This window comes from Ideonella oryzae, from assembly GCF_024055665.1.
GTDB classification, from domain to species: Bacteria; Pseudomonadota; Gammaproteobacteria; order Burkholderiales; family Burkholderiaceae_C; genus Ideonella; species Ideonella oryzae.
Genome location: NZ_JAMXMC010000006.1, coordinates 204784 through 230581, shown reverse-complemented (window position 1 = coordinate 230581; position 25798 = coordinate 204784). Strand labels below are relative to the sequence as shown.

General features: G+C 70.8%; 22 protein-coding genes. 15 read left to right on the top strand and 7 right to left on the bottom strand.

Features of this window, described 5'->3' with window-relative positions; genetic code table 11:
- Nucleotides 1-16: 16 nt before the first annotated feature.
- Nucleotides 17-241: a cysteine-rich CWC family protein gene (locus tag M0L44_RS11880; protein ID WP_252769913.1), complete on the bottom strand. Its 225-nt coding sequence runs from the start codon at nucleotides 239-241 to the stop codon at nucleotides 17-19.
- Between the two features lie 125 nt (nucleotides 242-366).
- Here M0L44_RS11880 and M0L44_RS11875 point away from each other — a divergent pair, with 125 nt between their 5' ends.
- Nucleotides 367-2916, top strand: a complete 2550-nt coding sequence (locus M0L44_RS11875) for a chemotaxis protein CheW (protein WP_252769912.1) — start codon at nucleotides 367-369, stop codon at nucleotides 2914-2916.
- 23 nt (nucleotides 2917-2939) lie between these two features.
- Here M0L44_RS11875 and cphA read toward each other — a convergent pair whose 3' ends face one another.
- A complete protein-coding gene (gene cphA / locus M0L44_RS11870) occupies nucleotides 2940-5513 on the bottom strand; it encodes a cyanophycin synthetase (RefSeq protein WP_252769911.1) in 2574 nt (857 codons plus the stop codon).
- A 35-nt stretch (nucleotides 5514-5548) separates the two neighbouring features.
- Nucleotides 5549-7747, bottom strand: coding sequence for a cyanophycin synthetase (locus M0L44_RS11865; protein WP_252769910.1), 2199 nt, complete (start codon nucleotides 7745-7747; stop codon nucleotides 5549-5551).
- A gap of 164 nt (nucleotides 7748-7911) precedes the next feature.
- Between M0L44_RS11865 and M0L44_RS11860 the strand changes: the two genes are divergently transcribed.
- The 4 genes from M0L44_RS11860 (at nucleotide 7912) to M0L44_RS11845 (ending at nucleotide 13720) form a co-directional block, all read left to right on the top strand.
- On the top strand, nucleotides 7912-10221 hold the full coding sequence (locus M0L44_RS11860; protein ID WP_435526413.1) for a cyanophycin metabolism-associated ABC transporter: 2310 nt from the start codon (nucleotides 7912-7914) through the stop codon (nucleotides 10219-10221).
- Nucleotides 10222-10244: 23 nt separating this feature from the next.
- Complete coding sequence (locus M0L44_RS11855; protein ID WP_252769909.1) at nucleotides 10245-10724, top strand: cyanophycin metabolism-associated DUF1854 family protein; 480 nt, start codon at nucleotides 10245-10247, stop codon at nucleotides 10722-10724.
- Between the two features lie 242 nt (nucleotides 10725-10966).
- A complete protein-coding gene (locus M0L44_RS11850; protein ID WP_252769908.1) occupies nucleotides 10967-12730 on the top strand; it encodes a methyl-accepting chemotaxis protein in 1764 nt (587 codons plus the stop codon).
- Nucleotides 12731-12817: 87 nt separating this feature from the next.
- Entirely contained in the window at nucleotides 12818-13720 is a 903-nt protein-coding gene (locus M0L44_RS11845; RefSeq protein ID WP_252769907.1) for an ion transporter, read from the top strand.
- Here the strand turns inward: M0L44_RS11845 and M0L44_RS11840 are convergent.
- From M0L44_RS11840 to M0L44_RS11825, 3 genes are all read right to left on the bottom strand, one after another.
- Nucleotides 13638-14438, bottom strand: a complete 801-nt coding sequence (locus tag M0L44_RS11840; RefSeq protein WP_252769906.1) for a ProQ/FINO family protein — start codon at nucleotides 14436-14438, stop codon at nucleotides 13638-13640. The genes M0L44_RS11845 and M0L44_RS11840 overlap by 83 nt on opposite strands.
- A gap of 88 nt (nucleotides 14439-14526) precedes the next feature.
- Entirely contained in the window at nucleotides 14527-15747 is a 1221-nt protein-coding gene (locus tag M0L44_RS22105) for a tetratricopeptide repeat protein (RefSeq protein WP_290429052.1), read from the bottom strand.
- A 93-nt stretch (nucleotides 15748-15840) separates the two neighbouring features.
- Nucleotides 15841-16668: a TOBE domain-containing protein gene (locus M0L44_RS11825; RefSeq protein ID WP_252769905.1), complete on the bottom strand. Its 828-nt coding sequence runs from the start codon at nucleotides 16666-16668 to the stop codon at nucleotides 15841-15843.
- Between the two features lie 135 nt (nucleotides 16669-16803).
- On the opposite strand from M0L44_RS11825, the gene M0L44_RS11820 reads away from it, so the two are divergent.
- Nucleotides 16804-17157, top strand: a complete 354-nt coding sequence (locus tag M0L44_RS11820) for a hypothetical protein (protein WP_252769904.1) — start codon at nucleotides 16804-16806, stop codon at nucleotides 17155-17157.
- A 25-nt stretch (nucleotides 17158-17182) separates the two neighbouring features.
- Here the strand turns inward: M0L44_RS11820 and M0L44_RS11815 are convergent, their stop codons facing one another.
- On the bottom strand, nucleotides 17183-17677 hold the full coding sequence (locus tag M0L44_RS11815; protein ID WP_252769903.1) for a hypothetical protein: 495 nt from the start codon (nucleotides 17675-17677) through the stop codon (nucleotides 17183-17185).
- Nucleotides 17678-17960: 283 nt separating this feature from the next.
- Here M0L44_RS11815 and M0L44_RS11810 point away from each other — a divergent pair, with 283 nt between their 5' ends.
- From M0L44_RS11810 to M0L44_RS11770, 9 genes are all read left to right on the top strand, one after another.
- Nucleotides 17961-19175, top strand: a complete 1215-nt coding sequence (locus tag M0L44_RS11810) for an IscS subfamily cysteine desulfurase (protein WP_252769902.1) — start codon at nucleotides 17961-17963, stop codon at nucleotides 19173-19175.
- A 29-nt stretch (nucleotides 19176-19204) separates the two neighbouring features.
- Nucleotides 19205-19630 carry a Fe-S cluster assembly scaffold IscU gene (gene iscU, locus M0L44_RS11805; RefSeq protein WP_151123834.1) on the top strand — a complete coding sequence of 142 codons (426 nt, stop codon included), beginning with the start codon at nucleotides 19205-19207 and terminating at the stop codon, nucleotides 19628-19630.
- Between the two features lie 61 nt (nucleotides 19631-19691).
- Nucleotides 19692-20111, top strand: a complete 420-nt coding sequence (erpA, locus tag M0L44_RS11800; RefSeq protein ID WP_022981362.1) for an iron-sulfur cluster insertion protein ErpA — start codon at nucleotides 19692-19694, stop codon at nucleotides 20109-20111.
- An 11-nt stretch (nucleotides 20112-20122) separates the two neighbouring features.
- A complete protein-coding gene (gene iscA, locus M0L44_RS11795) occupies nucleotides 20123-20446 on the top strand; it encodes an iron-sulfur cluster assembly protein IscA (protein WP_022981361.1) in 324 nt (107 codons plus the stop codon).
- 21 nt (nucleotides 20447-20467) lie between these two features.
- Nucleotides 20468-22417 (top strand): Fe-S protein assembly chaperone HscA, encoded by a 1950-nt coding sequence (hscA, locus tag M0L44_RS11790; protein WP_252769901.1) that lies wholly within the window; start codon nucleotides 20468-20470, stop codon nucleotides 22415-22417.
- 33 nt (nucleotides 22418-22450) lie between these two features.
- Complete coding sequence (gene fdx / locus M0L44_RS11785; RefSeq protein WP_252769900.1) at nucleotides 22451-22840, top strand: ISC system 2Fe-2S type ferredoxin; 390 nt, start codon at nucleotides 22451-22453, stop codon at nucleotides 22838-22840.
- 481 nt (nucleotides 22841-23321) lie between these two features.
- Entirely contained in the window at nucleotides 23322-24515 is a 1194-nt protein-coding gene (gene nifV / locus M0L44_RS11780) for a homocitrate synthase (RefSeq protein WP_252769899.1), read from the top strand.
- Between the two features lie 18 nt (nucleotides 24516-24533).
- Complete coding sequence (nifW, locus tag M0L44_RS11775) at nucleotides 24534-24911, top strand: nitrogenase stabilizing/protective protein NifW (RefSeq protein WP_252769898.1); 378 nt, start codon at nucleotides 24534-24536, stop codon at nucleotides 24909-24911.
- A 27-nt stretch (nucleotides 24912-24938) separates the two neighbouring features.
- Entirely contained in the window at nucleotides 24939-25787 is an 849-nt protein-coding gene (locus M0L44_RS11770; RefSeq protein WP_252769897.1) for an electron transfer flavoprotein subunit beta/FixA family protein, read from the top strand.
- Nucleotides 25788-25798: the final 11 nt, after the last annotated feature.

Below are 25798 nucleotides of genomic sequence, written 5' to 3'. Positions count from 1 at the left end.
CGGCTCCGCGTTCACTTCAGGCGGCGGGCGGCTCCAGCGGGGCCCCCGCCGCCAGTGCTTTCAGGCAGGCCAGGCACAGGCAGCCGCTGTAGAGCGTGCGCAGCACGGCCTGCAGCTCGGCGCTGAGCGTCAGCGTGCTGCAGGGGCAGGGCGTGCTGTCCTGCACGCCGCAATGGAAACCGCCGCCACACCGCGGGCAACGGTCGGTGGCGGTCGACGAGGTGTCACCGGGAAAGGCCATGGCCCAGTGTGGCACAGGCCCGACGGCGGGCGGGATTGGCGGGGAGTTCCGGTCCACTTGTCCGGTTTGGAACTGGCCCAAGCCACCAAGAATCGTCCGAATTCCACATTGGACCTGGGGTTGCCATGAGCTGTCCTGAAGACCTGGTCGCGCACATGCGCCGGGTGCTGGTTGCCGAGCGGGATCTGCACGATCTCGGCATGACCTGGCGCTGGATCGAGTCCAGCGCCGCCATCAGCTGCCCCCGCGAGGTGGCGCCCATCCTGCCCACGCTGGAGGGCACGCGCACCCGCTTCGAGGCGATGCAGGCCCGGCTGATCACCCAGATGGCCGACGAGACCCTGGCGCAGCTGAGCGACGACCTGGGCGCCAAGGCGCGCTGCGCCATCGACATCCTGGTGCGCAACCTGTACGAGCGCACCGCCGACGTCGGCTTCCTGGCCACCGACGACCCGGTGCGGGCCTTCTGCGCGGCCACCCCGGCACAGCGCGACGCCGAGCGAGCCGTCCTGCTGGCGCGCCTGCGCGAGTACCAGAGCAAGTACAGCGTCTACGACGACATCGTGCTGTGTTCGACCGCAGGCGAGATCCTGCTGCGTCTGTCGGGCGGTGAGGCGCCCGGCACGTCCGATCCGATCGTGGCCGAGGCCCTGACCGCGTCCGCCCATGTGGAACGGTTTGGCCCCAGCGACCTGGCGGCCGAGGGCCAGCCGGCCGCCTTGTGCTACGCCCACCGCATCCAGTCACCCCAGGGCGCCGTCCTGGGCGTGCTGGTGCTGCGGTTTCGCTTTGCCGACGAGATGGTCCGTCTGTTCGCCGAGGCCGGGGGCCGCCAGCAGGTGGCGCTGGTGCTGCTGGACCCGGCGGGTCGGGTCATCGCCAGCAACGACGAGGACCATGTGCCCCTGGGGGTGCACCTGGCCTGCGGGGAAGGCGCTGCGGTGCAGCTGATCAACTTCGCCGGGCGGGAATACCTGGGGCTGGCCTGCCGTGGCACGCCTTATCAGGGCTATCCGGGGCCGGCCGGCTGGCGGGCCGTGGCCATGGTCTCGCTGCTGACGGCCTTCAGTGCGCGGGCCCCGGACGGGACACAGGAGGCGACGCCCCAGGCCGCGACGGCCGATGCCGAGTTGCTGGCCATCCGTGACGACGCCGATGCGATCAACCGCGACCTGCGCCGGGTGGTCTGGAACGGCCGCCTGATGGCGCGCGGCGAGCATGACGACCGCTTGCGGCTCAACGCCGTGCTGCGCCAGGTGGCCGAGGCCGGCGTGCGCACCCGCGCCCGGGTGGAGCAGGCCATCCAGGACATCGGCCACACCGCGCTGGCGCGCGGGCGCCAGCGGGCCCAGGAGCTGGGCCGGCTGATGAGCGACATCCTGGACCGCAACCTCTACGAACGCGCCAACGACTGCCGCTGGTGGGCCCTGTCGCCGGTGCTGCGCCAGGCCCTGGCCCGGGACGACCGCGAGGCGGGGCGTCCGGCCATGACGGCGGTGCTGGAGCACATCAACCGCCTCTACACGGTCTACAGCCGTCTGGTGGTGTTCGACGCCCAGGGCGTGATCCAGGCCCACTCCGGCGAGGCGCCGCCGGGCGGTTTGGTGGGCCGGGCCGTGCCCGAGGCTCTGCGCCGGCAGGTGCAGGGTCTCAACTCGTCGCAGGCTTATGCGGTCACGGGTTTCGAAGACACCGACTGGCATGCCCATGGGCCCACCTACACCTACCTGGCCGCGGTGCGGGACCCGGTGGAGGAGCGCCGCATCGTCGGCGGCATCGCCATCGTCTTTCATGCCGAGCGCGAGCTACGCGCCATCCTGCAGGACATCCTCGGGGACCGTCCCGGCCTGGCCGCTTTCGTCGACGCGCAGGGGCGCGTGCTGGCCCATGTCGGCACCGTCGATCCCGTGTCGGCGCTCACGGGGTTCGATGGCGCCCAGGCCATCGTCACGCAGGGCGATACGCAGCTGTGGTGTGCCCGCGTGGCCGGGCGGGGCTACCGGGAGTTTCGGCAGACCGACGGCTACGACCATGGCGTGCAGGTGGTGGTCGGGCTGTTGCTCGGGCCGGTGGAGCGCCGCCGCCGAGCCTACAGCGACGCCGCCCTGAAGCCCCCGGCCCTGCGGGTGGACAGCCGCAGTCAGGAGCTGGCCATCTTCCAGGTGGGCGCGGGTTGCTATGCCTTGCCCAGCGCGGCGCTGGTCGAGGCCAGGACGCCGCAAGGGCTGGTCAGCCCGCCCCAGGCGCAGGACGCGCGGGCCGGGTTGCTGGAGGTGGACGAGGCGGCCGGCGGTCGGCTGGTCCATGTGCTGTGCGCCCGCCGGCTGTTCGGTGTCTCGCATGCTCCGCGGGCGGGCGATGGCACGGTGCTGGTGTTGCGCCACCCGCGGCAGCCCGAGCAGGCCCTGCTTGGCCTGCGGGTGGACGATGTGCTGTCCGTGGTGGACGCCGACCCGCGGGATCTGGGGCAGGCGCCGGCCGGCTTTCGGCCGTTTGCGCCCTGGGTGACGCACCTGCTGCGCTGCGACACCGCCTGGGGCGAGCCGCTGCTGGTGCAGGTGCTGTCACCCGACGTGCTGCTGGCGCAGGCCGGCCTCGATCTGGGGCGGGTGGCCGCCGCCCCCGGGGCTGATCTCTCGCGGGCGGGTGGCCAGGCGGTGCCCGCCTGGGCCTGAGCGCGGCCGGCGGGTGCGCCGCCTCACTCGGCGCTGGCGTCCTCGCTGACCCGCTGGGCCAGGTGCGCCAGGGCTTCTTCCACCTGGTCCACCAGCACCAGACACAGGTCGCCCGGCTGCAGGCGGCTCAGCGCGGTGTCGATGGCCACGAACTCGCCGTGGATCTCTTCCGTGTGGGTGGTGCGGGGGGCGCCCTTCAGGCCCTGGCGCAGCAGGGCCAGCACCTCTCCATCGGCCCGGCCGCGCTGGCAGGCATCCTGGTAGAGGATCACGTCGTCAAAGGCCTTGCCCAGGATCTGGGTCTGCTCGCGGATGTCCTCGTCGCGGCGGTCGCCCGCCCCGGAGATGACCACCGAGCGTCGGTTGCCCGGCATCGCTTCCACCGCCTGCACCAGGGCGCGCATGGCGTCCGGGTTGTGGCCGTAGTCGGCGATCACGGTGGCGCCGCGGTAGTCCATCACGTTGAAGCGGCCCGGCGCGTTGTCGGCGTCGTTGACGAAGCTGGCCAGACCGGCGCGAATGGCGTCCCAGCTCAGGCCGGCGCCCCAGGCGGCCGCCACGGCGGCCATCGCGTTCTCGACCTGGAAGCCGATCGCGCCGCCCCGGGTCAGCGGGATGTCGGCCAGGGCCACGGTCTCGCGCCAGTTGCCTTCGGCGGCCACGATGCAGCCCTCGTCCACGAAGACGCTGCGCTGGCCCTGGGCACGGTGGGTGGCCAGCACCGGGTGGTGGCGGTCCGCCGCGAAGTAGATGACGCCGCCCGGGCAGGTGGGGGCCATCACCACGCAGTGCGGGTCGGTGGCGTTGAGCACCGCATAGCCCTGCGGGGCCACGTTCTGCACGATGACCCGCTTGAGCACCGTCAGGTCCTCGACCGTGGTGATGTAGTTCAGGCCCAGGTGGTCGCCGGCGCCGATGTTGGTCACCACCGCCACCTGGCAGCGGTCGAAACCCAGACCCTCGCGCAGGATGCCGCCGCGGGCGGTCTCCAGCACGGCGGCCTCCACGTCCGGGTGCATCAGCACATTGCGTGCGCTGCGCGGGCCCGAGCAGTCGCCCGAGTCGGTCTGGCGACCGTCCACATGCACGCCGTCGGTGTTGGTCATGCCCACCTTCAGGCCGCTGGCCGCGAACAGGTGGGCGATCAGGCGGGCGGTGGTGGTCTTGCCGTTGGTGCCGGTCACGGCCACCACCGGGATGCGGCCGTCTTCGCCGGCCGGGAACAGGTGGTCCACGATGGCTTCGCCGACCAGCCGGCCCTTGCCGAAGGAGGGCGTCAGGTGCATGCGCAGGCCGGGGGCCGCGTTCACCTCGACGATGCCGCCGCTCTGTTCTTCCAGCGGCCGGCCGACGCTTTCGCACACCACGTCCACGCCGCAGATGTCCAAACCGATCATCTGGGCGGCGGCCACCGCGCGGGCGGCCACGTCCGGGTGGACCTCATCGGTCACGTCGGTGGCGGTGCCACCGGTGGACAGGTTGGCGTTGTTGCGCAGCACCACGCGACGGCCCTTCTCGGGCACCGACTCCGGGGTCAGGCCTTGCAGTTCCAGCCGGGCCACCGCGATGTCGTCGAAGCGGATCTTGGTCAGCGAGGTGGCATGGCCGGTGCCCCGGCGCGGGTCGGCGTTGACCTCGTCCACCAGCTGGCGCACCGTCTGCACGCCGTCGCCGATGACATGCGGGGGGTCGCGTCGGGCGGCCGCCACCAGCCTGTTGCCGATCACCAGCAGGCGGAAGTCACTGCCCGGCAGGAACTTCTCGACCATCACGTGGCCGATCTCCTCGGCCGCGCGGTAGGCGATCTCCAGGTGCTCGCGCGAGGCGACGTTGACGGTCACGCCCTTGCCCTGGTTGCCGTCCTGGGGCTTGAGCACCACCGGCAGGCCGATCTCCAGGGCCACGTCCCAGGCCTCGTCCACGCTGTCCACCGGGCGGCCGGTGGGCACCGGCACGCCGGCCGCGCTCAGCAGGGTCTTGCACAGGTCCTTGTCCTGGGCGATGGATTCGCTCACGGCGCTGGTGGAGTCGACCTCGGCGGCCCAGATGCGGCGGGCCTTGGCGCCCCAGCCCAGCTGCACCAGCGAGCCGCTGGTCAGGCGCCGGAACGGGATGCCCCGTGCCACGGCGGCATGCACGATGCAGCCGGTGGAGGGGCCCATGCGGAGGTCCTCGTCCAGTTCGCGCAACTCGGCGATGGTGCCGGCCACGTCGAAGCTGCCACCGGCCAGCGCGGCCTGGATCAGCCCTTCGGCGGCGGACAGCGCCTTGCGGCCCACGGCCTCTTCGCTGTACTGCACCACGACCTGGAAGGTGCCGCGCTCCACCGTCTCGGTGGTGCGGGAGAAGGTCACCGGGCAGCCCGCCTGGATTTGCAGCGCCAGGGTGGCGAGCTCGAGCACATGGGCCAGCGAGGCCTGGTCGGGCTGGCGGCGCAGCGGCCCCAGGGCGGGGAAGAGGGCGCGCAGCCGGGCTTCGAAGTCCGGCAGGGTGGTCAGGGCATGCTCGGCCTCGTCGCAGGTGACGATGGCCTCGATGGCGGTGTGGCGGCTCCACAGGTTGGGGCCACGGAGAGCGCGGATGCGGGAGATGTCCATGTTCGGGTCTTGTCCGACGTCGGTGGGCAGGAGACTCAGGCGAGCGGCTGTTCGAAGGTTTCGATGCCGGCGGCGATCAGCTCGGGTGAGATGCCAAAGGCCCAGGCCGTGGCCACGGCGGCCAGCAGGGCCTGCAGGCGGGCCGGTCCGGCCGGTTGGCCGCGGCGGTGCAGGATCTGGCCCAACTCGATGGCCCCCTGTTCGCTGGCACCGCTGCGCAGGCTGACCCGCTGCCCGGTCATCACGGCGGCACGGCCGCCCTGGGCCAGGTGCTCGGTCACGGTGGCGGGCAGACCTTCGGTCCCCTCACGGGCGTAGAACAGCACCTCGCCGTCGCACAGGCTGGCCATCTCGGCGACCCGCGCGTCGTCCCCGTTGAGCACGCCCACGCCATCGGAGAGCACCACGTCGATCTGGGTGCGCAGCACGCGATAGAGCTGGTCGGTCTCGGTGATGTCGTGCCGCGTCAGATCCTCGTGGCCGCCCAGGTCGGTCACCAGGCCGACGTGGCAGCGGTCGTAGGGCAGGCCGTTGTCCAGGATCAGGGCGGCCGGGTTCTCGAACACGGCGGCCTGGGCCTCGCGGTTCATCAGCAGGCGGTGGCAGGCGTCCCAGTATTGCTTGCCGGCCTTCTCGGTGCGGCGGTGGCCCAGGAACAGGCCGTCGGCGCAGGCCAGCGCGGTGGGGCGGCCGCTCAGGTGCAGCAGGCGGGCCACCAGGCGGGCGATGAAGGTGCTGTCGGCGCTGCCCGCCACCCCGACGATGGGGATGCGGCCGGGGCGGGCATCTTCGTCGTCGGACGGGAACAGGTGCTCGACGATTTGCTGGCCCACCGGACGCGGCGTGCCCTCGGCGGGCTTGAGGTGCATCAGCAGGCCGGGGCCGGCATTGACCTCGACGATGGCGCCACCCTGCTCGGCCAGCGGTCGGCCGATGTCCTCGCAGACCAGGTCGACGCCGGCGATGTCCAGGCCCACGGCGCGGGCGGCCAGGCTGACCACGTAGGCCACCTCAGGGTGGACCTCGTCAGTGCAGTCGATGGCCACGTTGCCGTTGCGCTGGACCAGCAGCCGGCGGCCCGCGGGCGGCACGTCGCGCGGGGCGAAGCCCTGGCGCTGCAGGTCCAGACGGATGACCTCGTCCTCTTCCACGCTCAGGCGGTTGAGCGGGTGGTCTTCGGTGGTGCCCCGGCGCGGATCGGCGTTGATCTGGCTGTCGATCAGCTGCACGACGGTGCTTCTGCCGTCACCGGTGATCCAGGCGCTCTCGCCGCGGGCGGCGGCCACGACCTCGCCGCCGACCACCAGCACCCGGTGCTCGTCACCGGGAATGCAGCGCTCGACGATCACCTCGCTGCCATGGCTGTCGGCCAGCGCGAAGGCGGCCTCGATGTCGACCTGCTGGCGCAGGTCCAGGGCCACGCCCCGGCCGTGGTTGCCGTCGCTGGGCTTGACCACCACCGGCAGGCCGATGTCCTGCGCGGCTTCCCAGGCCTCGGCGGCGCTGGCCACGACCTGGCCTTCGGGCACCGGCACGCCGCAGGCCTTGAGCAGCATCTTGGTGAGGTCCTTGTCGCAGGCGATGTTCTCGGCGATCGCGCTGGTCAGGTCGGTCTCGGCCGTCCAGATGCGGCGCTGGCGGGCACCGTAGCCCAGCTGCACCAGGTTGCCGTCGTTCAGGCGGATGTGCGGGATGCCGCGCTCGGTGGCGGCCGCCACGATGCAGGCGGTGGACGGGCCCAGGTAGCAGTCGTCGATGGCCTCGCGCACGGCGGCCACGGCGGCCTCCACGTCGAAGGGCTCATCGTTGATGGCCGCCATCAGCAGGGCGTGGCCCTGGGTCAGGGCGGTGCGGCCGACCTGCTCGTCACGGGCGCGGAAGACCATGCGGTACACCCCGCGCTGCGAAACCGCGCGCGTCTGGCCGAACCCGGTGGGCATGCCCGCGCGGTTGAGCAACTCGATCACGCAATGCTCCAGGATGTGGCCGGCCCAGGTGCCTTCGCGCAGGCGCTGGATGAAGCCGCCCCGCTCGCCGACGCCGCAGTGGTGCTCCTCCAGGGCGGGCAGCAGCTTGAGCAGCCGGTCGGTGAAGCCGGGCAGCAGGTGGGAAGGACAGTCTTCCAACTCGCCGAGGTCCAGCCAGACCTCCATGGCGGGACGGTACGTCCAGATGTTGGGGCCGCGCAGGTAGGTCGTGCGCAACAGCTCGATGGCCTTTTTCTTGTCGCTCATGGGGTGGGAGGACGGGGATCGGACGGATGGAAGGAAATGTGCGGACTGTGGCCGCGACATGACAATTGTGCGCCGTCAAAGGCCTTTGCTGCGTGGCGAGGGCCGGGAAGCTGCACGGTCGGGCTTGGGTCGCGTGGCGGAATCGCTGAAAATCGGCTCACACCATGCACCACGCCCATCCAGAACAAGAACAGCCCGCCGGCGCGCCGGCCGGGGCCATGCCCATGCTGAACCCCGGGGAAAACGTCCTGGCCAGCCTCACGGTTGACCTCACCGAGGACCAGCGCTTCGGCAGCGGCGAGCTGCGGCTGACCGAGCGGCGGCTGCTGGCCCGGGCCCAGGACGCGGCCGATTGGACGGCCTACCCCCTGCAGCCCGGGCTGCAGCTGCGCCACCGGGACCACGCGGGCGTCGGCACGCTGGAGCTGCAGTCGCCCGCGGCACGGCTGGCCCTGTGGCACTTCACCCTGGCGGTCAATGTGCAGGCCATCCGCTTCGCCCGCCGGTTCGAGCAGGTGATGGAGGCGCTGGTGACCGGCCAGGCCGCCCAGGGCGAGGACCCGACCCGCTGCCCGTCCTGCCACGCGCCCCTGCCGCCCGACAGCGACGAGTGCCCGATCTGCACCCGCGAGCTCAACACGCCGCCCTCGACCTGGGTGCTGCTGCGGCTGTGGCGCTTCGCCAGACCCTACCAGGGGCAGCTGCTGGCCGGCTTCCTGCTGATGCTGGCCTCCACCGCGGCGACGCTGGTGCCGCCCTACCTGACCATCCCGCTGATGGACGAGGTGCTGATCCCCTTCCAGAACGGCCAAAAGATCGAGCCGCACTATGTGATGCTGCTGCTGTCGGGCCTGCTGGGCGCGGCCCTGCTGGCCTGGGGCCTGGGCTGGGCCAAGACCTACCTGCTGGCGCTGGTGTCCGAGCGCATCGCCGCGGACCTGCGCACCACCGCCTTCGAGCACCTGCTGGGCCTGTCGCTGGACTACTTCGGCGCCAAGCGCACCGGCGACCTGATGGCCCGCATCGGCTCCGAGACCGACCGCATCTCCGTCTTCCTGTCGCTGCATGCGCTGGACTTCATCACCGACGTGTTGATGATCGGCATGACCTCGGTGATCCTGTTCTCGATCAACCCCTGGCTGGCACTGGTCACGCTGGTGCCGCTGCCCTTCATCGCCTGGATGATCCACACCGTGCGCGACCGCCTGCGCACCGGTTTCGAGAAGATCGACCGGGTCTGGGGCGAGGTCACCAACGTGCTGGCCGACACCATTCCCGGTATCCGGGTGGTCAAGGCCTTCGCCCAGGAAAAGCGCGAGGCCACGCGCTTCAGGGAGGCCAACCAGGCCAACCTGGTCGTCAACGACAAGCTCAACAAGACCTGGAGCCTGTTCACCCCCACCGTCTCGCTGCTGACCGACATCGGGCTGCTGGTGGTCTGGGCCTTCGGCATCTGGCAGGTCAGCCAGGGCCAGATCACGGTGGGTGTGCTCTCGGCTTTCCTGGCCTACATCGGCCGCTTCTACGGCCGGCTGGACTCGATGAGCCGCATCGTCAGCGTGACCCAGAAGGCCGCGGCCGGCGCCAAGCGCATCTTCGACATCCTGGACCATGTGTCCAACGTGCCCGAACCGGCCCAGCCGGTGTCGGCCGAGGGCCTGCGCGGCGGGGTGACCATGGAGTCGATCGGCTTCCGTTACGGCACCCGCTCGGTGCTGCGCGGGCTGGACCTGACGATCCGCCCGGGCGAGATGATCGGCCTGGTGGGCCACAGCGGCTCGGGCAAGAGCACCCTGGTCAACCTGATCTGCCGCTTCTACGACGTCACCGAAGGCACGATCCAGGTCGACGGCATCGACATCCGGCGCTTCAAGGTGGCCGACTACCGCCGCCACATCGGCCTGGTGCTGCAGGAACCCTTCCTCTTCTTCGGCACGGTGGCCGAGAACATCGCCTACGGCAAGCCCGAGGCCACCCGTGACGAGATCATCGCCGCGGCCCGTGCCGCCCATGCCCACGACTTCATCCTGCGCCTGCCGCAGGGCTACGACTCGGTGGTGGGTGAGCGCGGGCAGGGCCTCTCGGGCGGCGAGCGCCAGCGCATCTCCATCGCCCGCGCCCTGCTGATCGACCCGCGCATCCTGATCCTCGACGAGGCCACCTCGGCGGTGGACACCGAGACCGAGAAGGAGATCCAGAAGGCCCTGGACAACCTGGTGCAGGGCCGCACGACGATCGCCATCGCCCACCGCCTGTCCACCTTGCGCAAGGCCGACCGCCTGGTGGTGATGGACCGCGGCGAGGTGGTGGAGGTGGGCCCGCACGACGAGCTGATGGCCCGCCAGGGCCACTACTGGCGCCTTTACGAGGCCCAGGCCCGCCGGGCCGAGGCCGACGAGGACGAGTCGGACCACGACGCGGCCCTGCTGGCCAGCCATCTGCCCCAGCCTGCCGCCCACGGCACGGCGGCCTGAGCGGGAACCACGAGATGACCTCCATGACGTCCGATCTCTCTGTCTTCGAACTCCGGCGCAACGCCCTGGGCCGGCTGGTCTACACCGGCGCCGATGGCGTGGCCCACGAGGGCATCACCCCGGTGCGGGCTTTTCCGCTGTCGGCCCCCGACGAAGGTTTGTCCCTGGTCGCCACCACCGGGCAGGAACTGGCCTGGCTGCCCCGGCTCTCCGAGGTGCCCCAGCCTGCACGGCAGTTGCTGGAGCAGGAGCTGGCGGGCCGCGAGTTCATGCCGGTCATCCGGCGCCTGCTCAGCGTTTCCACCTTCTCCACCCCCAGCACCTGGACGGTGGACACCGACCGTGGGCCCGCCACCCTGGTGCTCAAGGTGGAGGAGGACATCCGCCGCCTGCCCCAGCGCGGGCACCTGCTGATCACCAGCGGGCATGGCATCGTCTTCCTGGTGCCGGACCTCACCGCCCTGGACCGCCACTCCAAGCGCCTGCTGGAGAGATTCCTTTAAGGGAACCGTGGTTTCCCTGTCATTCTTGTCCGACGATCTCGTCGGACGGGGCTGCTTTTGTTTGACGAATGCCCGATGGGATGAAAAGTGAGAGGTTTCTGCTCCTTTCTTTTCTCCTTGGCATGCCGATGTCCACAAGCACACTGGGTGCATTGCTCAACCGCATGCCTGTACCTGTTCAGGTATGGGGGTGCGCCTTGTTCCCAGGCCGGTGCCGAGACATCCAGACAAAGGAAGCAGTCATGTTCCGATCATTGACGTTCAAGAAGAAGATCCTCGCCTTGGGGGGCACCGCGGTGCTGGCCATGGTGCTCATGGCCGTGCTGGCCCTCAACTTGGTGTCGCGCTACATCGAGGATGGCCGTCGCGCCGAGCTGGTGAACGTGGTCCGTTCTGCCCAGTCGCAGATCGAGGGCTTTCGGGCCAAGGCCCAGGCCGGCAAGATGAGCGAAGCCGACGCGCAGGAAGCCGCGCAGGAGGCCTTGCGGGCGGTTCGGTATGGGGACAGCGCCAAGGACTACGTCTACATCTGGGACCTGGACGGGCGCTCGGTGATGCACCCCTTCAAGCCGGAGTGGAAGGGTCAGTCCATGACCGGCAAGATTCCGGACGGCTCCGGCGGCGACCTGATCGCGCGCCTGATCCAGGGGGTCAAGGACAGCAAGGACGGCACCGCCTTCGTCGCGGCCATGTTCCCCCGCCCGGGCCAGACCGTGGCGGTGGACAAGCTGCAGTACGTGATCAAGATTGAAGGCTGGAACTGGATGGTCGGCTCGGGCCTGTACATGGACGATGTGGCGGCCCAGGTGCGTGCGGCGGCCCTCCAGGCTGGCGCGCTGCTGCTCGTGCTGCTGGCGGTCGTGGGAACGGTGGCCTACGGCGTCGGCCGCAGCGTGCTCAAGCAGATCGGCGGCGACCCGGCCGATGCCCAGCGGGCCATGGACGAGGTGGCCCAGGGCAACCTGGCGGTGGCCCTGCCGCCCGCGGCCCCTGGCAGCCTGATCGGCTCCTTGCACACCATGGTGGCCTCGCTGCGTGACACGGTGACCCAGGTGCACCAGTCGGTCGAGAGCATCTCGGTGGCCTCCCGCGAGATCGCCACCGGCAACGCCGACCTGAGCGCCCGCACCGAGCAGACCGCCTCCAACCTGCAGGAGACGGCCAGCTCGATGGAGCAACTGACCGGCACGGTGCGCCAGAGCGCCGACGCGGCCCGCACCGCCAACCAGCTGGCCTCCTCGGCCGCGGGTGTCGCGGAAGAGGGGGGCCGGGTGGTCAACGATGTCGTGCACACCATGAACGACATCAACCATGCCAGCCAGAAGATCGCCGACATCATTGGCGTGATCGACGGCATTGCCTTCCAGACCAACATCCTGGCGCTGAACGCGGCGGTGGAAGCCGCCCGGGCCGGCGAGCAGGGCCGTGGCTTTGCCGTGGTGGCCGGCGAGGTCCGCTCGCTGGCCCAGCGCAGCGCCGAGGCGGCCAAGGAGATCAAGACCCTGATCGGTGCCAGCGTCGAGAAGGTGGAGACCGGCGCACGCCTTGTTGGCCAGGCCGGCAGCACCATGGGCGAGATCGTCTCCTCGGTGCGCCGGGTGACCGATGTGGTGGGCGAGATCACCGCGGCCGCGGCCGAGCAGAGCCAGGGCATCGGCGAGGTCAACCTCGCCGTCACCAACCTCGACCAGATGACGCAGCAGAACGCCGCGCTGGTGGAAGAGTCGGCGGCGGCGGCCGAGAGCCTGCGCGAGCAGGCCCATCGCCTGTCGGAGGTGGTCAGCCGCTTCCGCCTGGGCCATGAGGCTGCGCCGCGGGCGGCCATGGCACCGGCCGCACCGGCCAAGCCGCATCAGTTCGCGGCGCCGAGCCCCAAGAAGCCGGTGGCCAGCGCCGCCAAACCGGTGACCCGGCCTGCGGCCAAGCCGGCCTCCGCGCCCGCGGCACGCGCGGCGTCGGCCCCCGCCATGGCCGCCGCCGACGAGGGCGACTGGGCCAGCTTCTGAGCGAAGCGACCCAGGGCCGGGCGGTGCCCCGGCCCGCTCCAGCGTTGCTGGGCTATGCTGGCTGCGGATCGCCACGATGCCGCAGCCATGACTGTTTCTGACCCCCCCTCGTCCACCGCGCCGGCACGCCCGGCCGACCTCCTGCTGGCCCGCCTGGGCCGTCCGGACGAGGGCTGGCGGCGACGGCTCTACACCATCATCTTCGAGGCCGACACCCGGGCGGGGCGGGCCTTCGACCTGACGCTGATCGGCCTGATTCTGCTGAGCATCGGTGTGGTGATGGCCGACAGCGTGGTGGAGATCCGGGCCTGCTTCGGCACCCTGCTGACGGTGCTGGAGTGGACGCTGACCTTGCTTTTCACGGTCGAGTACCTGGCGCGCCTCTTGTGCGTGCGCCACCCCCTGCGCTACGCGCGCAGCGTCTATGGCGTGATCGACCTGCTGGCGGTGCTGCCCACCTACCTGGCGGTGCTGGTGCCGGGGCTGCACGCCCTGATCGACGTGCGGGTGCTGCGCCTGTTGCGCATCTTCCGGATCCTGAAGCTGGGCGCCTATGTGGCCGAGTACGGCGCACTGGGGGCGGCCCTGTGGGCCACCCGCCGCAAGATCCTGGTCTTCCTGACCTTCGTGCTGATGGTGGCCGTGGTGCTGGGGACGATGATGTACGTCGTCGAAGGGCCGGCCAACGGCTTCACCAGCATCCCGGTGTCGATCTACTGGGCCATCACCACCGTCACCACCGTGGGCTTTGGGGACATCACCCCGAGGACCGACCTGGGCCGGCTCCTCTCATCGATGATGATGCTGCTGGGCTGGGGCACGCTGGCCGTGCCCACCGGCATCGTCAGCGCTGAATTCGCGGCGCGCCGGGGCCAGGAGCCGACGACGCGCCACTGCCCGGATTGCCTCAGCGAGGGCCACCTGCCTTCGGCCCGTTATTGCCGCGATTGCGGGGCCCGCCTGCCCCCCTGGCAGCGCGATCCTGGTTGAAGGGACGGTCCGGGCGACCGCCCTCGCGTGGCCCCCGGCCATCCGGGCGCGGGCCGCGGCCGTCGTGGCGCATCTCGCGCGGCGGGGCCTCGGCGGCTTCCTGCCGGGCCTGGGCCAGCGTGGCCTGCAGCTGCTCGGGCGTCAGGCCCTTGAGGGCGCAGAAATTGGCCTCGGTCAGCGTCGTCTTCTCGAAATCGCGCAGCAGGTGGGCGCGGTCGCGCCGGGCCTGGTCCTCTTCGGCCCGGCGGGCCTGGGTGATGGCGCGGCGCCGGGCCAGCTCGTCCAGGGCGGCCTGGCGGTGCTCGTCGCTGACCGGGTCGGTGGGCTGGCCGTCCAGATCCAGCCGGTGGCTGGCCTTGCTCAGGGCGATCAGGTAGCCGGTGCCACCGGTGTGGCGGCGCAGGACGGCCGAGAGCACGGCCTTGGTGAACACGCCGGGGGCGCGGGCCTGGATGTCGGCCTGCACGCGCAGCTTGATCGGCTTTGGCGCACCCGCGAACAGCGCCGGGAATCGCTGCTTGAGCTGTTCCGCGCATTCGGCGGTGCTCATGGCCGGGGCGGCAGAGGGTGGCGAGACCTCGGCGGGGGCGGCCGGCACCGGGGTGTCCGGGGCCAGGTCGCTGGGGGCCGGTGCGGCGGCAGAAGGGGCCAGGGCATCGGCCACGGGCAGGGTCGGCTGGTCCGCCGCGGGCGGCGTGGGCATCGAGGTCATGGACATCGGGAAATGAGGGACGAAGGCGTGATTGTGCCCATCCTGCCGGGCGCGGTCGAATGGGCCTGTTGCGGCCCCGGGGTGTGCCGGGGGCTCAGGGGGCCGGGGCCTTGCTCAGACGGGCCAGCTTGGCCGCGTAGAGCGAGCGGTCTGCCGGGGTGTCGCCCAGCTCCGCCGCGCGCTGCAGATGGCGCCGGGCCTCGGGCAGGTCGCCCAGGGCCAGGTAGGCCTGGGCCAGCCAGGCCTGCGCCTCCAGGAAGTTCGGGTTGCGGGCAATCTCCTGCTGCATCTCGTCGCGGGTGCGGGGCCAGTCGCCCGCGCGTGCGGCCAGCAGGCCCTCGCGGTAATGGGTGAAGGGGGCCAGGCTCTGCAGGCTGGCCAGCCGCGCCGAGAGGGGTTGGGCCTCCAGCGGCCGGTCCTGGGCCTGCAGCAGTGCCACCAGGTTGCCCATCACCCGGGTGTCCTCGGGAGCCAGGGCCAGCGCCAGACGCCAGGTCTGTTCCGCGGCGGCCGGCAGCCCCCGGCGCTGGTAGACCACGCCCAGGGTGTTGAGGCTGGCCGTGCGCTGCGGCTCGGTGCGCACCGCCGCCTGGGCCCAGGCATAGGCCTCGTCCAGCCGGCCTTCCACCAGGGCCTCGGCCGCCCGGTTGTTCTGGTACATCGCCACCAGGGTGGTCTCGCCCACCCGGCGGGTGCGGTAGCCGCGTGCCCGGTCGCTGGGCAGGAAGTCCACCACCCGGGCCTGGCTCTCGTCGCCCAGCATCACACCGCTGCGCTGGCCCAGCACCAGGTTGACGTGCCCGCTGGCCACGATGAAGTCGCCCGACAGGCCCCAGCTGTCCTCGCCCAGCACCTCCTGGAAGCTGACCGACAGGCCCAGGTCGCGCGCCAGCGTGGCCGACAGGATGACCAGCGACAGGCAGTTGCCGGCCCGGTCGCGGAAGGCCTCGGCGGCGGTGCGGGTGTGGGCGGCGTCGTAGTCGAGCTTCAGGTAGCGCTGGCTGCGCAGGGCCTGGTAGAGGCCCTCCTGCCGCCCCTCCATGTGCAGCAGCACGCTCAGGTCGCTGCGCAGGAAGTGGCGCATCTCCGGCGTCAGGGCAAAGAGGTCGCGGGCGCTGGTGTCCAGGGCCACCGGGGTGAATGCAGCGTCCTCCCAGGGCGGCGCGGGGGGCTGAGAAGACGGGGAGGGCAGGGACGCACATCCGGCCAGACCGATCCCGCTGGCCAGCGCGACGATCCGTGCGGCTCTGGCTGCGATCGCCGAGGCCCCGGTGGTCTGGGGGCGACGTCCCAGGCCGGCAATGGACAAGCGCATGGTGCACTCCCGCCGCGCCCGCCCTGTGCGGGCCAGACCATCGTAGGCGTCCGCTGTCCGGTTCGCAATCCGGGCGGGCGCCCGGGCGTGGCTTCAGCGGAAGGTGACCAGCACCGCGCTGTCGGTGGCGAACACGGCCCAGGCCGGGGCGCCCACGGTGAGTGCCGCAGCCTCGGCATTGGGCAGATTGGCCTCCAGCGCCAGGCCCTCCGCCAGCTGCAGGGTGCAGCTGGTGTGGGTGCGGCCGGGCAGCAGCGCGCCGAGCGTGCCGGCCAGGCGGTTGTGACCGGCCTGCCGCCGGGGGGGCCGGGCCAGCACCTGCACCGACGGGGCCTTGACCAGCGCGTACAGCTCGTCGCCGATCTTCAACTCCATCGACAGGGCCGAGGCCGGGGTGATGGTGGCCACGAAGACATCGCCCTGGCCCAGGTCCAGGGCCACATCGACCAGGCCGCCCCGGTCCGTCAGGCTCTGGACCCGGCAGGCCAGCTGGTTGCGCGCGCTGGTGCGCATGCTCATGCGGCGGATCAGCGTGCGCAGAGCCGGTGCATCGCCCTCGGCCGGCACGCCCGGCAGGCGGTTGAGGATGTCCTGCTGCGAGCTCTCCATGGCGCGGTAGAGGGCCACCAGCTGGCGGGCGTAGTCGGTCAGCTGGGTGCCGCCGCCGCCCGCGCCGCCGGTGGCACGCACCACCAGGGGTTCGGGCGCATGCTGGTTCATGGTGTCCAGGGCATCCCAGGCGGCCTTGTAGGACAGCGGCACCTCGCGTGCGGCGCGGTTGAGCGAGCCCACCCGGTCGATGGCCTCGAGAAGCCGGATGCGGCTTTCGCTGAGCACGGCGCCCAGCGGCGTCTGCAGCGAGATGCTGCCCTTGAGGGCCGGCTTGGCGGCGGGGCGGGCGGAACGTCGGGAAGGGGCCATGGCTTTCGAGGATCTGTGCGGGCGGCGCTCAGGGTTGGTCCGGCTGGTGAGGGGCTGGGCCTGGGTGCAGTCTAGCGGGCTGGGCCTGGCATCAAACCTGCTCGGCCTGTCGACAGCACCAGACAGGAGGCACACATGATCACCGCCGCGATGTTGGGGTCCATCGAAGAGGCCGGCGCGGCTGTGCTGACGCTGACCGAAGGGCTGGAAGAGGGCGAACTGCTGGGCTCGCGCCTGACCCGGGGCGAGGTGACGCGCCAGCTGGGCGTGCTGGCCGCCATGCTGCGCGACCTGCCCGGCAGCGCCACCCAGGCCATGCCGGAGATCGACTGGGCCGGCTGGCGCGGCATGGGCATCGCGCTGCGCGACGAGGGGCCGGCACGCGACGAGGCGCTGTGGTTCGGCGTGCGCTCGCTGGTGCCGGCCACGCTGAGCTGGCTGCGGGTGTACCGCCAGTCCCAGCCCGAGCTGTTCCGCTTCGCGGCCTGAGCCCGCGCCAGCGGGCGTCCGCGCGTCATCCGGCGCGGGGCCCCGTCACGCTGGCCAGCAGGCTGGCGATCACCTCGCCGCCCACGCTGGCCTGCGGGTCCAGCCGGGCGATCTGGTCCAGCAGGGCGCGCGCCTCGTCCGGACGGCCGCTGCGCACCGCGATGAAGGCCAGGGCCTTGAGCGTGAACAACCAGAAGCGCTGCGGGCCGGTGCCCGCGAAGTCGCTCGCACCGGGCGCCACCGCCCGCCAGTCGCCCGGCAGGCCGGCTTGCCGCGCCGCCTCGGCCAGGCCCAGCCGCGCGGCTTTCTCGGCCAGCGCGAATTCCCGCCGGCCGGCGTGGCATTTGTAGAGCAGGTAGTAGACCGACAGGGCCTGCGGTGCGCTGGCCTGCGCGGCCCACAGCAGCGGGGGAATCTCCTCGCGCGGGGCCTGCTGCGCCTGGGCCAGCAGCGGTCGCACGGTGGCGGGTGGCTCGCCGCCGAACAACTCGTCGGCCGCTTCACCGGTGAACAGATTCATCACGTTCTCCTGGGGACCCGTGCACCAAGCAGATTGGGTGCCACGGTCCTCGTCCCCGGGGCGAGCCCGCCGGGGTGTGCGACACGCCGCGTCGAATAGCCGACAAACCACACAGCGTCCCTTGTGCCGGCGGCCAGATGCGGTGGCGCCAAGGCCCTGATGACCACATGGTTTTGTCGGAAATTCGTATCAGATCAAGGACTTGCGAAATTTCTGCGGAGAGGCGCCAGGTTGGCACGCGGGTTGCGACTTGAGGCTTGAACAGCCTTCGGGAGTCGCAACGATGGAAACCGCCAAGCCGATCTATCTGGACTACGCAGCCACCACGCCGGTGGACCCGCGGGTGGTCCAGGCCATGGTCCCCTACCTGTACGAACAGTTCGGCAACCCGGCCTCGCGCAGCCACGCTTACGGCTGGGCCGCCGAAGAGGCGGTGGAGATCGCCCGGGAGCATGTGGCCGCGCTGATCGGGGCCGACCCCCGCGAGATCGTCTGGACCAGCGGCGCCACCGAGTCCGACAACCTGGCCATCAAGGGCGTGGCCCAGTTCCACCAGGCCAAGGGCAAGCACCTGATCACGGTGCAGACCGAGCACAAGGCCGTGCTGGACACCATGCGCGAACTGGAGCGCGAGGGCTTCGAGGTCACGTACCTGCCGGTCATGGCCAACGGTCTGATCGACATGGCGGTGCTGGAAGGGGCGATGCGCCCGGACACCATCCTCGTCTCCGTGATGGCCGTGAACAACGAGATCGGCGTGGTGCAGGACATCGACGCCATCGGCCGGCTCTGCCGCAGCAAGGGCGTGCTGTTCCATGTGGACGCGGCCCAGGCCACCGGCAAGATCCCGCTGGACATGCACAGCCAGTGCGTGGACCTGATGAGCCTGTCGGCCCACAAGAGCTACGGCCCCAAGGGCATCGGTGCGCTGTACGTGCGGCGCAAGCCCCGGGTGCGCATCGAGGCCCAGATGCACGGCGGCGGCCACGAGCGCGGCATGCGCTCGGGCACCCTGCCCACGCACCAGATCGTCGGCATGGGCGAGGCCTACCGCCTGGCCAAGGAGCACATGGCCAGCGAGAACGAGCGCATCCGTGCGCTGCGCGACCGGCTGCTGGACAGGCTTGCCGACATCCCCGAGGTGATCGTCAACGGCGACCTGACCCGGCGCATCCCGCACAACCTGAACATGAGCTTCACCTTCGTCGAAGGCGAGTCGCTGCTGATGGGCATCAAGGGCGTGGCGGTGTCCTCGGGCTCGGCCTGCACCTCGGCCAGCCTGGAGCCCAGCTACGTGCTGCGCGCCCTGGGCCTGTCCGACGAGGTGGCCCACAGCTCCATCCGCTTCTCGATGGGCCGCTTCACCACCGAACAGGACATCGACCGTGCCGCCGCCCAGGTGCGCGAGACGGTGGAGCGCCTGCGCGGCCTGAGCCCCCTGTGGGACATGCACCAGGCCGGCATCGACCTCAACTCGGTCCAGTGGGCCGAGCACTGACCCGACCCCATCTCTTTCAGGAGCACCCCATGGCTTACAGCGACAAGGTCATCGACCACTACGAGAACCCGCGCAATGTGGGCGGCTTCGAAACCGCCGATGAAGGCGTTGGCACTGGCATGGTCGGCGCGCCGGCCTGCGGCGACGTGATGAAGCTGCAGATCAAGGTCAACCCGGCCACCGGCGTGATCGAGGATGCCCGCTTCAAGACCTACGGCTGCGGCTCGGCCATCGCTTCGAGCTCGCTGGTGACCGAGTGGGTCAAGGGCAAGACGCTGGACCAGGCGCTGGAGATCAAGAACACCCAGATCGCCGAGGAGCTGGCGCTGCCGCCCGTGAAGATCCACTGCTCCATCCTGGCCGAGGACGCCATCAAGGCCGCGGTCAACGACTACCGCAGCAAGAGTGGAACCGGCACGCTGGAACAACCCGCCTGCGCCCCGGCCAACGCCTGAGGGCCGGTCGTCCCCGGCTCGCTCCCCCCGAACACACCCCACCCGACACGGAGATTTCCCCATGGCCTGCCAATCCCAGCCCAACGGCGCCGCCAGCAGCTGCAGCAGCACCCCGGCCACGCCGCCGGTGATGCCCGTCTTCGCCGACGGCCAGCCGCCCATCCACATCAGCGACGCCGTCGTCAGCAAGGTCGGCGAGCTGCTGGCCGAAGAGAACGACCCCAATCTGCGCCTGCGCATCTTCGTGACCGGCGGCGGTTGCTCGGGCTTCCAGTACGGCTTCTCCTTCGACGACACCGCCAAGGAAGACGACCTGGAGGTGGCGCGCGGCGCGATCAAGGTGCTGGTCGACGCGATGAGCCTGCAGTACCTGGCCGGCGCGGAGATCGACTACGAGGACAGCCTGGAAGGCTCGCGCTTCGTGATCCGCAACCCGAACGCCACCAGCACCTGCGGCTGCGGCAGCTCGTTCTCGGTCTGAAGGAGACGGCTATGACGCTCAGCGTGACGCCCAAGGCGGCCAAGCAGATCCAGAAGGCGCTGACGCAGCGTGGCGGCGGCATCGGCCTGCGCGTGGCCGTCAAGACCAGCGGCTGCTCCGGCTATGCCTACGCGCTGGAGTTCGCCGACGCGGCCAATCCCGAGGACCAGGTCTTCGAGACCGAGGGCGTGAAGGTGCTGGTCGATGCCCAGAGCCTGCCCCTGGTGGACGGCACCGAGCTGGACTGGGTGCGCGAAGGCCTCAACGAGGGCTTCAAGTTCCACAACCCCAACGCCACGGCCAACTGCGGCTGCGGCGAGTCCTTCGCGGTCTGACAACTTCCGGGAGATCCCACCATGGCGCTGCTGCAAATTGCTGAACCCGGTCGCGCGGCGGCGCCGCACCAGCACCGGCTGGCGGTGGGCATCGACCTGGGCACCACCAATTCGCTGGTGGCCACGGTCCGCAGCGCGGTGCCGGTGGTGCTGAGCGACGAGGCCGGGCGCAGCCTGCTGCCCTCGGTCGTCCATTACGCGGCCGATGGCACGGTGACGGTGGGCGACGCCGCCCGTGCGCTGGCTGCGCAGGACCCATTCAACACCATCGCCTCGGCCAAGCGCCTGATCGGCCGGGCCCCGGGCGACATCGCTCCCGGCGTGGTGCCCTACGCGCTGGAAGCCCTGGGCGAGAGCGCCGTGGGGGTGCGCACCGTGGTGGGCGTGAAGAGCCCGGTGGCCGTGGGCGCCGAGGTGCTGCGGGCCCTGAAGGACCGCGCCGAGGCCGCGCTGGGCGGCCCGCTGGTGGGCGCGGTCATCACCGTGCCGGCCTATTTCGACGATGCGCAGCGCCAGGCCACCAAGGACGCGGCCCAGGCCGCTGGCATCACCGTGCTGCGCCTGCTCAACGAGCCCACCGCGGCGGCCGTGGCCTATGGTTTGGACACGGCCAACGAGGGCGTCTACGTGGTCTACGACCTGGGCGGTGGCACCTTCGACGTGAGCGTGCTGCGCCTGTCGCGCGGCGTTTTCGAAGTGCTGGCCACCAACGGCGATGCCCAGCTCGGGGGTGACGATTTCGACCAGACCCTGGTGGACTGGTTCGTGGCCCAGTGCCCGGCGCCCTGGGGCCCGGCCGATGCCGGCGCACTGCGCGCTGCGGCCCGCCAGGCCAAGGAGGCCTTCTCCGACCAGGAGAGCGCCACCATGACCGCCACCTGCGCGGCGCAGGGCCAGACCTTCGCCGCCTCGCTGGACCGGGCGGCCTTTGATGCCCTGACCAGGCCGCTGGTGGAGCGCACGCTGGGCCCGGTCAAGCGCGCGCTGCGCGACGCCAAGTTGAAGGCGACCGAGGTCGATGGCGTGGTGATGGTGGGCGGCTCCACCCGCCTGCTGCAGGTGCGCCGCGCGGTGGCCGAACTCTTCGGCCGCGAGCCTTACACCGGCATCGACCCCGACCAGGCGGTGGCCCTGGGCGCGGCCATCCAGGCCGACCAGTTGGCCGGCAACAAGGCGGTGGGCGACAACGGCCTGCTGCTGCTGGACGTCTGCCCGCTGTCGCTGGGCGTCGAGACCATGGGCGGCCTGGTCGAGAAGATCATTCCGCGCAACTCCACCGTGCCCACCGCGCGGGCGCAGGACTTCACCACCTTCAAGGACGGCCAGACCGCGATGGCCCTGCATGTGGTGCAGGGCGAGCGCGAGCTGGTCAGCGAGTGCCGCTCGCTGGCGCGCTTCACGCTGCGCGGCATCCCGCCGATGGTGGCGGGGGCGGCGCGCATCCGCGTGACCTTCCAGATCGACGCCGACGGCCTGCTGAGCGTGACCGCTCAGGAGCAGACCACCGGCGTGCAGGCCCATGTCGAGGTCAAGCCCAGCCACGGCCTGGCCAACGACGAGGTGGCCGGCATGCTGCAGTCGGCCATCCAGAGCGCCGAGGCCGACGCCGCCGCCCGCATGCTGCGCGAGGCCGAGGTGGAAGCCCGCCGCCTGCTGGACGCGGTGGATGCCGCCCTGCATGCCGACGGCCACCTGCTGGTGGCGCGCGAGCAGTTCATCATCCTGCGGGCCATGCAGGACGTGGCCGACGGTCTGGCCGAATGCGCCGAGGGCGAAGGCCCGTCGCTGCACGAGCACCGCACGATGCGCGAGCGCCTGCGCCAGGCCACCGAGGGGCTGAACCAGGCCACCACGCCGTTCGCAGGGCGCCGCATGGATGCCCGCGTGCGCGAGGCGCTGTCCGGCCAGCGGCTGGACACCCTGGCTGGCGCCCTGGGCACGGCGCCCGCCGAGCATGGGCTGGCGGCCTGAGCCTTCTTCATCCCTTCCGTTCTGGAGCCGACCATGACCGCCACCCCCGACGCCCTGGCAGACTCCTTCGCCACGAAGCCGGCCAAGCCGCCCACCTCGGTGACGGTGCTGCCGCACCCGGCGCTGTGCCCTGCCGGCGCGTCCTTCGAAGCGCGCACCGGACAGAAGCTGGTGGATGCGCTGCTGGAGCACGGGCTGGCCATCGAGCACGCCTGCGAGAAGGTCTGCGCCTGCGCGACCTGCCATGTGCACATCCGCGAAGGCCTGGCCGGCTTGCCGGCGGCCGACGAGGAGGAGGAAGACCAGCTCGACGACGCCTGGGGGCTGGACGCCCAGTCGCGTCTGTCCTGCTGCGTCAAGCTCAATGGCACGGCGCTGGTGGTAGAGCTTCCGAAGTACTCGAAGAACTACGCGCGGGAGTGAATCCCCCCCGGGGGCTGCGGTGCTGAGGTCGCTCTGCTGAGGGCGTGCCTCGGCGGCGAGCGCTTGCCCGCGTCCGGGAGCGATCAGGTGGTCCTCGCCTGCGCTCGGACGCCCCTCGGGCTGGATGCGCCAGGCCGGCACCGTGGAACTCGCTGCGCGCGCTTGGCGCGCTTCGTTCAGACACCCACGGTGAGTCGGACAGGAAAGGCGCGCCGGCGCGCCCCGGCCCGCCGCACCCATCCCTCGGCACCCTCCACGCCCCCGGCCGCGGGCAAGCGCCCACCGCTGCCCACCGTGGTTGGCCGCTGCGACAGGCTCTCGACCTGAGCCTGCGCCCAGGCTGTCGGCAACGTGACAAAACCCACAGCCGATCAAGTCGCTTGAGATTCGGGAGAAAACTCAATCAAATCAAGCGATTGGCGGTGAATGGATGGGTGGCACACCGCTTGCGTTGAAAGGTCCATCCAACGAGGACGCCGACATGGACACCTTCGACCGGACCTGGCCTTTCACGATCAACGACACCACGCTGCGCGACGGTGAGCAGACCGCAGGCGTGGCCTTCACCGACGAGGAGAAGCTGGCCATCGCCCAGGCGCTGGACGCCGCCGGCGTGCCGGAGATGGAGATCGGCATCCCCGCCATGGGCGAGCACGAGGTCGAGCTGATCCAGGCCATCGTGGGCCTGCGGCTGAAGGCCCGCACCATGGTCTGGGCCCGCATGTGCGAGGCCGACCTGCAGGGCGCGCTGCGCTGCGGGGCCGACTTGGTCCACCTGTCCATTCCCGTGTCGGACCTGCAGATCGAATGCAAGCTGGGCCGGGACCGGGCCTGGGTGCTGTCCAGTGTCATCCGCCATGTGCACCGCGCCACCGACGCCGGTGCGCTGGTCAGCGTGGGCTTCGAGGATGCCTCGCGCGCCGACGACGGCTTCCTGGCCAAGGTGGCCGCGGCCGCCCAGAGCGCCGGCGCGGTGCGGGTGCGCTACGCCGACACCCTGGGCATCCTCGACCCCTTCGAGACGGCCCGCCGCATCGGCGCGTTGCGCCGCGAGGTGGACATCGCCATCGAGATGCACGCCCACAACGACCTGGGACTGGCCACGGCCAACACCCTGGCCGCCTGGCGGGCCGGTGCCACCCATGTGAGCACCACCGTCAACGGCCTGGGCGAGCGCGCCGGCAACGCCGCGCTGGAAGAGGTGGTGATGGCCATGCGCCACCTCTATGGCGTGGAAAGCGGCGTGGACGGCCTGGCGCTGGCCGGCATCTCGGCCCTGGTGGCCCGGGCCTCGGGCCGGCCGGTGGCACAGAACAAGAGCATCGTCGGCGAGGCCGTCTTCACCCACGAGTCGGGCATCCATGTGGACGGCCTGCTCAAGGACCCGCGCAACTACCAGGGCTTCGACCCCGCCGAGCTGGGTCGCCACCACACCCTGGTGCTGGGCAAGCACAGCGGCTCGCACGCGGTCATCGCCGCCTACGCCCAGCTGGGCCTGGCGCTGGAGGCCACCGAGGTGCCCGCGCTGCTGGAGCACATCCGTGCCCATGTGCTGGCCACCAAGCGCCCGCCCGAGAACGCCGACCTGCTGCGTTTCCGCCAGGAAGGCAGCGAAGACCACCCCGCCCTGAACCCCCTGTTGGCCAGTGACCTGGCCACCCGATTGGCCGCCTGACGGACTGGAGACCCACCCATGAGCGACTTCATCCAACAACTCAAGGCCCTGTCCAGTGCCAACGAGTTCCTCGAATTCTTCGGCGTCCCGTACGACGAGCGCGTCGTCAACGTGAACCGCCTGCACATCCTCAAGCGCTTCTACCAGTACCTGCACAAGGCCGAGGGCCTGGCCGGGCTGGACGAGCTGGCCATGTTCCAGCGCTACCGCGAGCTGCTGGTGCAGGCCTACCAGGACTTCGTGCAGTCCGACGCCGCCACCGAGAAGGTCTTCAAGGTCTTCCAGGACGCCGGCGGCCAGCAGCACGTCTCGCTGTCCAAGCTGCGCGACAGCCTGGCCGAGCGCCGCGAGGCCGCGCCCGCCGCCACCCCTTCCGCCAACCTGCGCGCCGCCTGAGCCGCGCCACCTCCACCGGAGACTTCCATGCACATCGTCGTCTGCATCAAGCAGGTGCCGGATTCGGCGCAGATCCGCGTCCACCCGGTGACCAACACCATCATGCGCCAGGGTGTGCCGGCCATCGTGAACCCCTATGACCTGTTCGCGCTGGAAGAGGCCCTGCGCCTGAAGGACCAGTTCGGCGGCCGGGTGACGATGCTGTGCATGGGCCCGCCGCAGGCCGAGGAGGCGCTGCGCAAGTGCATCAGCTTCGGTGCCACCGACGCCATCCTGGTGACCGACCGCGCCTTCGCCGGCGCCGACACGCTGGCCACCTCCTACGCCCTGACCTCGGCGATCAAGAAGATCCACGAGGAGCAGGCGGTGGACCTGGTCTTCACCGGCAAGCAGACCATCGACGGCGACACCGCCCAGGTGGGCCCTGGCATTGCCAAGCGCCTGGGCTGGAACCTGCTGACCTACGTCAGCCGCATCGTCAAGGTGGACCAGGAGAAGCGCCGCATCCAGGTAGAGCGCCGGGCCGAGGGCGGCGTGCAGCTGCTCGACACCACGCTGCCCAGCCTGATCACCATGCTCGAAGGCACCAACGAGATGCGCTTCGCCACCATGGACGACATGCTGCGCGCCGCGCGCTTCCAGGTGCGCAAGTGGAACAAGGACGATGCCGGCATCGAGGACGTCACCAAGATCGGCCTGAAGGGCTCGCCCACCGTGGTGAGCAAGGTCTTCGGCCCGACGCCGCGCAGCGAGAAGGCCGACATGATGACCGTGGCCGACACCAGCCTGAACGACGTCACGCTCAACCTGCTCGACAAGATCTTCACCCAGCACCCGATGCTGGAGCAGGAGATCGTGGACCACCTTTCCGCCTGACCGGGAGTCAC